Consider the following 4,395-nt stretch of genomic DNA (forward strand, 5'->3'; position numbering starts at 1 on the left):
TTCGTCAACCCCTACTTTTTCTCGCTCACTTCACATTTGCGTGTGTCGTTCTGCGAGGGGGCGAACTATAGCAAAGCTCCTTCCATATCTGCAAGGCCTTTTTTCGAGCTGCTACAATCCCGCCCTTTATGTACACGGCAGGAATGCACGCAATGACCAATCACACCATCAAACGTGGCGGCTTCAGCTCCAGCTTCGGCGTGCTCGCGGCGACGCTGGGTTCGGCAGTAGGCCTTGGCAATATATGGAAGTTCCCCTATCTGACCGGCGCCAACGGCGGCGCCGGCTTCCTGCTGATCTACTTGCTTGCCACCCTGGTCATCGGCCTGCCCGTCATGATCGCGGAGATCACGATGGGCCGCGCGGCCAAAGCAAATCCAATCACAGCACTGCAAAATCTCAGTCCGAAAAAGGGCCTGCCGTGGTGGCTGGTCGGCGTGGCCGGCATGGCCGCGGCCTTCCTGATCCTGTCCTTCTATTCCGAAGTGGTGGCCTGGGTATTCGCCTATGTAGTCAAGGCCATCGGCGGCTCCATCCTCAGCAGCGACCGCCACGTCACCGAAGGCGCTTTTAGCGCGCTGATCGCCGACCCGGTGCAATCGCTGTTGTGGCAATGGGGCGTGCTGGCCTTCATCGGCGGCATCTTGCTGATGGGTGTCACCAAAGGCATCGAAGGCATCGCGAAAAAACTGATGCCCATCCTGTTCCTGCTGTTGCTGGTACTGTGCGCGGTCAGCCTGTCGCTGGACAAGGCAGTCGATGGCCTGGCCTTCCTGTTCCGCCCCGACTTCAGCAAGATCACTGCGGGCGTCATCCTGACCGCGATGGGGCTGGCGTTCTTCAAGCTGTCGCTGGGCATGGGCACGATGATGACCTACGGCTCTTACTTCCGCGACGACCAGAATATTCCGCAGACCACGCTGCGCGTGATGGCCGCCGATCTGTGCGTCTCCATGCTGGCGGGCATCGCAATCTTCCCGGCCGTGTTCACTTTCGGCTTTGAACCCGCGGCCGGGCCGGCGCTGGTGTTCATCACCATTCCCGCCGTGTTCTCGCAGATTCCCGGCGGGCAGTTGCTGATGATCGCCTTCTTCGTGCTGGCATCGGTGGCCGCCACTGGTGCGATGCTGTCGCTGATGGAAGTGCCGGTCGTGATCCTGCACGAGCGTTTCGGCCTGAGCCGCGCGAAGGCCACGCTGCTGACCATCGCCGTCCTGATGCTGCTCGGCTCCAGCTGCGCGTTGACCAACAACGTGCTGGCCGATTTCAAACTGTTCGGCATGAATATGTTCGACCTGTTCGACTTCGTCTCGTCCAACGTGCTGCTGCCGCTGGGTGGCATCTTGCTGGCCGTGTTTGTGGGCTGGGTATGGGGCGCTGACAAGTTCGGCCGGGCGCTGTCGAACCAGGGCGCATTGGACAACCGGTCCACGATACGCATCGTCTTCTTCCTGCTGCGCTATATCTCGCCAGTACTGATTCTTTTGGTAATGTTGAAAGGCTTGAATTTGCTATAGCCGCAACGGTCTCGCTCTTTTTTCACCGCCGCCGAAGCAGTATGCATATACTGTCTCCACCGTGAATATCCTCAGGCTGCGTGATGAACCAGAGCGAGATCCCCGTAGTGCCGATGCCGACGATACTTATCGTCGACGACTCTCTTTCCTATCTGGCGGCCCTGTTGGACCGGCTTGAACGGCACGGCTTCATGATCGTGCTGGCGCAGACCGCTGCCGAAGGTTTGATGCGCGCGGAATTCGCCGAGCCCGACCTGATCCTGCTCGATGTCGTCATGCCCGGCATCGACGGCTTCGAAGCTTGCCGGCGCCTCAAAGCCGGCAAGGCCACCAAGGATATCCCGGTCATCTTCATGACCGGTCTGACCGACCCCAAGCAAAAAGTCACCGGCTTCGATGCCGGCGGCGTCGACTACATCACCAAGCCATTCCAGATCGAAGAGGTACTGGCGCGCATCAATACCCACCTGGCGCTGCGTCGCGCCAATCGCGAATTGCGGGACATGATCGCCACGCTCGACAAAGCACGCGAAGACCTGGTGCGCAATGAACGCCTGGCCGGACTGGGGGCCATGGTGGCCGGCATCGCCCATGAGCTGAACACGCCGATCGGCAACAGCCTGATGGCCTCCAGTACGTTTGAAATGCAGACCAGCGAAATCACCAAGCACCTGACGCAGGAAGGCGGCATCACCCGCAAGGAATTTGAGAGTTACATCGAAAATGCACAGTTGTCGGTCGATATACTGAGCCGCAATCTGCATCGCGCCGCGGACATCGTCACCAACTTCAAACAGGTGGCGGTCGACCAGACCAGTTCGCAACGACGCAGCTTTTTATTGGCCGAAGTGGTGGCCGGCAATGTGCTGACATTGCAGCCTACGATCAAGCGCACGCCATTCGTGATACAGCAGCGGATACCGCCGGAACTGATGATGGAAAGCTACCCCGGCCCGATCGGACAGGTGATCTCCAACCTGATCAACAACGCCATCCTGCACGGCTACGACGGCCGCGGCGAAGGCCTGATCGACATCTCGGCCAGCCTCTCACCGCAGGGCCTGGTCACGCTATCGGTTGAAGATCACGGCGTCGGCATCAAGAAGGACTACCTGCCGCGCATCTTCGACCCCTTCTTCACCACCAAGCTGGGGGTAGGCGGCTCCGGCTTGGGCCTGAATATCGTTCACAACATCGTCACCGAAATCCTGGGCGGCACCATCGCCGTCGTTAGCGAGCCCGGCGGCGGCACGCGCTTCACCTTGACGCTGCCGATGCTGGCGCCGACGCGCTAGCAGCGGCGCCATGCAGGCTATTCCTGCGACCACAACGACAGCGTACTCAGCGCTGTCGTGGAACCGGCAGTGACAGTCGGCATCTCCGGTGGAATGCTCACGTGGGACATCGCACGGCTGACGATCACATACTTGACCGAGCCGCCGGCCTTGGTATAACGGTAGGCGCGCCAGGAGAGATCCTTGACCGTCAGGCTGCCAGCCAGTACCCCATTCAGCAAGGTCTGAACCGAGGCGACCGGATGCACCTTGGTGCCGCCTGCATCGGTCACCGTTGCGGCGCCCTCTGCATCGAACACAATATTTTGCGTGGTCACGACACCGCAATCCTCGCGGTAAGTAGTCAGTGTCTGCCCTGCCAGCTCCTTGGCGTTGGTAATCATCTGCGCCGCATTCTGCACCAGCAAGTCCGTTGATTTATTGTGGACGCCGTCGGTTGTCCCGTCAGTCGCGGCCTGGCACAGCATCAGCACCGTAGGCGCGGTACCGTCAGGCTGGCCATCAACCGTCGATGAGGCGACGATGGGTGCGTCGTACGACACGCTGGGGCTGCTCGATCCCGGGATCTTGGCAAAACCGATCTGGCGCTCGCCCAAACCGAACACCAACTTGCCGCTAGGGACGGGAATCGTCCCTCGCCCGAACGACAGCCAGTACCGCACCGGCGTCGCGATCTCGCCATAGACGTTCTGGAAGGCGGTGTAGCGTAGCAAGCTGGTCGCCGTTATATCCTGGGCAATCGACTGCACCGCGGCATCAATCGCCACCTGGTACGCGACCAGATCGGTAGTCGCATTGACCTGGGCCAGCAGGTCGACGCCTGTGACGCCTTTGGGCGAAGTATCCGTCAAGCCCGCAGCGGCCAGCGCTGCCGTGAAGCGGGTCGCCACTTCATTCTTTTTTGCCAGGGCCGACAGGTCATCGCCTTGCGCGCCGACGAGTATGGCCAGGGCTGCAAATGATCGGGTGACGGCCTGCCTATCCAACGCAGCAACCCAGAAATTCTGGGTACCGCCATCCGCATAGCGGCCAAATAAATTGATATAAACAGTATTAACGAATTCTGCGTTGGTTCCGGCGTACAGATCGGACGCTTCCGTGCCTCGTCCAAATCCATCGAGCACCGTTTTAACGGTGGCATCGCTGCCGTAGGCGGCGTAAATGCCGGACGTGGTAACGGGCAGATTGAGCTTTTCGAAGACGCCAATCCAGAAGGCCAGGCCACCGGCGTCGGGGACACGGCCGTAATAGGCCAGGTAGAGTGCCTGGACCAGTGCGGTATGCGCGGAAGCGGTCGGCGGCGCGGTCGGGCCGACGCCGCTCATGCGTAAGCCGGCGGTGCGCTGAGTGGTACTGTCCACGTTCGAACCGCCGCAGGCGGCCAGCAAAGCGGCCATAAGGCTCAAAGAGGCCCATTGTAGTTGGCGTGTCATGATTGTCTCCCCATCAATATAATTACCAAATAGTACACGTTAATTATTTTTGATGGCGCGAGCACAAGCATTGAGACGCAAAAAAGCCCCGACTGGATCACCAGAAGGGGCTTCTTTATATAACTAGCCTGACGATAACCTACTTTCACA

3 protein-coding genes are annotated in these 4,395 nt (G+C 59.8%); 2 read left to right on the forward strand and 1 reads right to left on the reverse strand.

Annotated elements, in window-relative coordinates; translation table 11 throughout:
- Positions 1-152 precede the first annotated feature (152 nt).
- A complete protein-coding gene (locus AC1RMD_RS31090; protein ID WP_492932716.1) occupies positions 153-1,517 on the forward strand; it encodes a sodium-dependent transporter in 1,365 nt (454 codons plus the stop codon).
- Positions 1,518-1,600: 83 nt separating this feature from the next.
- Positions 1,601-2,812 (forward strand): sensor histidine kinase, encoded by a 1,212-nt coding sequence (locus tag AC1RMD_RS31095; RefSeq protein WP_492932717.1) that lies wholly within the window; start codon positions 1,601-1,603, stop codon positions 2,810-2,812.
- A 17-nt stretch (positions 2,813-2,829) separates the two neighbouring features.
- On the opposite strand, the gene AC1RMD_RS31100 is transcribed toward AC1RMD_RS31095, so the two are convergent.
- Positions 2,830-4,245 (reverse strand): DUF4214 domain-containing protein, encoded by a 1,416-nt coding sequence (locus tag AC1RMD_RS31100; RefSeq protein WP_492932719.1) that lies wholly within the window; start codon positions 4,243-4,245, stop codon positions 2,830-2,832.
- Positions 4,246-4,395 lie beyond the last annotated feature (150 nt).

This window comes from Duganella sp. GW822-FHT06D06, assembly GCF_058799615.1.

What these genes read in the sequence shown, in the direction of transcription:
- AC1RMD_RS31090 (WP_492932716.1), top strand. Translation starts at nt 153, where the DNA reads ATGACCAATCACACCATCAAACGTGGCGGCTTCAGCTCCAGCTTCGGC.
- AC1RMD_RS31095 (WP_492932717.1), top strand. Translation starts at nt 1,601, where the DNA reads ATGAACCAGAGCGAGATCCCCGTAGTGCCGATGCCGACGATACTTATC.
- AC1RMD_RS31100 (WP_492932719.1), bottom strand. Translation starts at nt 4,245, where the DNA reads ATGACACGCCAACTACAATGGGCCTCTTTGAGCCTTATGGCCGCTTTG.